Raw genomic sequence first — 3,690 nt, 5'->3', positions numbered from 1 at the left:
GGACGATCGCACGCCCGCGAGATAGATCAAGGATCCGATAACGAATGACCCCTGCTTCCGATGCCTACGATTCACCCCGCTCGGACAACTCCATGGATTGGCTGGTATCGAATTTCGCCCGCGAGGTTCCCGGGGTGACGCACGCGGTGCTGGTATCCGTCGACGGGTTGCTGATCGCGGCCAGCGAGCACCTGCCGCAGGAGCGGGCGGATCAGCTCGCCGCGGTGTCGTCGGGTCTGGCCAGCTTGGCGTCCGGCGCCGCGCAGCTGTTCGACGGCGGCGCGGTGCTGCAGTCGGTGGTGGAGATGGAAAACGGCTACCTGTTGTTGATGCGGGTCGGTGACGGCTCGCATCTGGCAACGCTGGCCACGACGTCTTGTGATATCGGTCAGATCGGTTACGAGATGGCCGTCCTTGTCGAGCGGGTGGGCAACGTCGTGCAATCGACCCGACGTGCTCCGTCCGATGGGTCGGTTCCTCAGCGGGCCGCTACACGGCCCGCATCGTCACCGACCGCGTCCCACTCGTGAGCCGCGATGGACAGCCAAGAGCCAACGGGGCCACCGGGGTCACCGCCACCCGCAGCTGAGGCCAACCTGGTCCGCCCGTACACCCTGACGGCCGGACGGACCAAGGCCAGCGTCGAGCTTCCGCTCGAAGCGCCGGTGCAGACGTTGCAGTCGGCGCTCTTTCACCGATGGCCACCCAACGACGTGCGAGGCAGGATCGTCCAACTGTGCGTCAAGAGCCCATCCGTCGCCGAAATCTCGGCTCGGCTGGATTTACCGCTCGGTGTCACGCGTGTGTTGGTCGGCGATCTGGTCACGTCGGGCTACCTTCGAGTGAACCGGACATTGACCGATCACTCGACCCGCGACGAACGCCGCGAACTGATAGGAAGGACGCTCCGTGGCCTACGAGCCCTCTAAAGGAGGGGCCCAATCGCATCCGAAGGCGCGCGACACCGCGTCGACGAAGATCGTCATCGCGGGCGGGTTCGGCGCCGGTAAGACGACGTTCGTCGGCGCCGTTTCGGAGATCATGCCGCTGCGGACCGAGGCGATGGTCACCGATGCTTCGGCGGGCGTCGACATGGTGGAGGCCACCCCGGACAAGCGCACCACCACGGTAGCGATGGATTTTGGTCGCATCACCTTGGACGAGGATCTGGTGCTCTACCTGTTCGGTACGCCAGGGCAGCGCCGATTCTGGTTCATGTGGGACGACTTGGTGCGCGGTGCGATCGGCGCGGTCGTTCTGGTGGACTGCCGGCGACTACAGGACAGCTTCGCAGCGGTCGACTTCTTCGAACATCGCAACCTGCCATTTCTCATTGCGGTCAACGAGTTCGACGGCGCCCCACAGTATCCCGTTTCCGAAGTGCGCAAGGCGCTGACCCTGCCCGGGCATGTGCCGGTGATCAACATCGACGCTCGGGACCGTCGCTCGGCGACCGATGCTCTGATCGCGATCAGCGAGTACGCCCTGGCGAGCTTGACGCCTACCGGCAGCTGACCGCGTTGAGCTTCAGCGCTTGAGTCGGATATTCCAGCGCACGTAGCCGATGTAGAACACCGACAACGCCGCGAGCATGACCATGTCGAAGAGATAGATGTGCTTCGAATGTTGCCAGATCGGGTCATTCGTCGGGATTTGCGGAACCTTCACCAGGCTTGGGAAGTCGATTGACGACGCCCCTGCCGCGTACCCCCACCGTCCCGGCGTTACCCAGGACAGCTGATTAAGGCCCGCCCTGCCGGTCACCGGGATCATCCCGCCGGAAAGCACCAGCTGCGACATGATCGACACCACCAGCAGCGGCATGATCTGCTCATTGGACTGCGCCACCGCAGACAACAGCAAGCCGAGCATGGCTGAGGCGACGCAGGTGCCGGCGACGGTGGTGAACAGCGAGAACGTGGAGTTGTCGAAGAACGGCGGATGCGCTGTGGGTGCTCCTTTGCCGAGCCTGACAATAAAGGTCGCGATCGCCGCCTGGGCGGTCGCGAAAACAAAGAACACGGAGACTTTGGCCAGCAGATAAGCCGTGGTGGACAGACCGACCGCCTGTTCTCGGCGGAAAATCGGACGCTCGCCGATCAGGTCGCGAATGGTCAACGCCGTGCCCATAAAGACCGCGCCGATGTTGAGCAGGACCATGATGTACTGCGGTTCGGTCGGCGCAAGTCCGGTGGGGAGAGCGGGACCGAGCCCCGGTTTGGGGCCCTTCACGGTCAGCGACAGCGCACCGATCAAGAACGGTAGTACCGCAAGAAACACCGAGTAGCCGCGGTCGGAGACGACGAGTCGGACCTGGCGGCGCGCGATCGTGGAGAGCTGGCGCAATAAGTCGGTGTGCACTGGCGCGCCCAAGTCTGCCGGGGTTTCCCTGGCCGGGGCTTGCGCCTGTCTGTCGCCCTTCCGTTCCATGAAGCGGCGATTGGCTTCGTCCGGGTCGGCCCCCACATTGGCGAAAATGTCGGCCCAGTTGGTGGTTCCCAACGCCGCCTCGACCTGGCTGGGCGGTCCGTTGAAGGCGGTCTTGCCGCCGGGGGCAACCAGCAATATCTGGTCGCAGACATCGAGGTAGGACACAGAGTGGGTGACGACTAGCACCACCCGACCGGCGTCGGCGAGCTGGCGCAACATCAGCATGACCTGCCGGTCCAGCGCGGGGTCCAGACCAGAAGTCGGCTCGTCGAGCAGCAGCAGCGACGGCTGGGTGAGCAGCTCGAGTGCCACCGACGCGCGTTTGCGCTGCCCGCCGGAGAGTTTGTCCACTCGGGTGTCGGCGTGCTTGGTCAGGTCGAGCTCTTCGAGCACCTGCGCGACGACCTGGGCGCGCTCTTGTTTGCTGGTGTCCGGGGGTAGCCGCAGCTCGGCGGCGTAGCCCAGTGCCTGGTTCACCGTCAGCTGGCGGTGAACGACGTCGTCCTGCGGGACCATCCCGATCCGGCTTCGCATGGTCGCATATTCAGCGTGGATGTCGTGGCCCTCGAAGGTAACCGACCCGGCGCTGGGGCGGGTATATCCGGCGATCAGCCGCGACAGCGTCGTCTTCCCTGCGCCGGACCCACCGATGATCGCGGTCAGCGTGCCGGGCCGGGCGGTCAGCGAGATGTTGTCCAGCAGCTCCTTCCCATCGATCTTGAAGTGAACGCCGTTGACCTCCAGGCCGCCGCTACGGGTGGCCGCTTCGGTGCGGCGGACCAGGTTGCCGTCGGTCAAGACCAGGTCGACGTTGCCGATCGTGATCACGTCGCCCTCGCTGAGCACCGCCGAACCGACGCGCACGCCGTTGACGAACGTGCCGTTGACGCTGTGAGCGTCGCGGATTTCGGTGCCGAGCGGGGACTGGACCAAAAACGCATGGTGGCGCGACGCGAGGACGTCCTGGATGACGATGTCGTTGTCGTTGGCGCGACCGATGGTGGCGGATCCGGGTGGCTTATCCGGTGTGCCCGATCCGGGCAGAATCGCCTGGATCATCTTGGTGGCGAGGTTGCCCACCTCGGGCGGCTTGCTGACCGCCGGTGCAGCCATCTTCGTTTGTGGCTGCAGGTTCGGCGACGACGCTGCCGGCCGGCTCAGTGGCGGAGGCTGTTGCGGATAGCTCGGTGCCCGCTGCCCGCCGACGCTTGGGTACGACGGCGGTGGTGGCGCCGGCGGAGCGCCCGGATGGGATCGCGA

At 65.3% G+C, this 3,690-nt stretch carries 4 protein-coding genes; 3 read left to right on the top strand and 1 reads right to left on the bottom strand.

The window, feature by feature from the left end:
- Positions 1 to 44: 44 nt before the first annotated feature.
- The 3 genes from WBF82_RS17595 to WBF82_RS17585 are packed head-to-tail and all read left to right on the top strand — an operon-like array spanning position 45 to position 1,515.
- Positions 45 to 530, top strand: coding sequence for a roadblock/LC7 domain-containing protein (locus tag WBF82_RS17595; RefSeq protein ID WP_424384245.1), 486 nt, complete (start codon positions 45 to 47; stop codon positions 528 to 530).
- A gap of 6 nt (positions 531 to 536) precedes the next feature.
- A complete protein-coding gene (locus tag WBF82_RS17590) occupies positions 537 to 929 on the top strand; it encodes a DUF742 domain-containing protein (protein ID WP_424384244.1) in 393 nt (130 codons plus the stop codon).
- Complete coding sequence (locus WBF82_RS17585; RefSeq protein WP_424384243.1) at positions 910 to 1,515, top strand: GTP-binding protein; 606 nt, start codon at positions 910 to 912, stop codon at positions 1,513 to 1,515. The genes WBF82_RS17590 and WBF82_RS17585 overlap by 20 nt, the downstream gene beginning before the upstream one ends.
- Positions 1,516 to 1,527: 12 nt before the next feature.
- Here the strand turns inward: WBF82_RS17585 and WBF82_RS17580 are convergent.
- The coding region (locus tag WBF82_RS17580) for an ATP-binding cassette domain-containing protein (RefSeq protein WP_424384242.1) at positions 1,528 to 3,690 on the bottom strand (2,163 nt) is incomplete at its 5' end.

The organism is Mycobacterium sp. (genome assembly GCF_049673265.1).
GTDB lineage: Bacteria > Actinomycetota > Actinomycetes > Mycobacteriales > Mycobacteriaceae > Mycobacterium.
Note: the sequence above shows the minus strand (reverse complement) of the source record. Positions and strands in the feature narration are given on the sequence as shown.

What these genes read in the sequence shown, in the direction of transcription:
- WBF82_RS17595 (WP_424384245.1), top strand. Translation starts at nt 45, where the DNA reads ATGACCCCTGCTTCCGATGCCTACGATTCACCCCGCTCGGACAACTCC.
- WBF82_RS17590 (WP_424384244.1), top strand. Translation starts at nt 537, where the DNA reads ATGGACAGCCAAGAGCCAACGGGGCCACCGGGGTCACCGCCACCCGCA.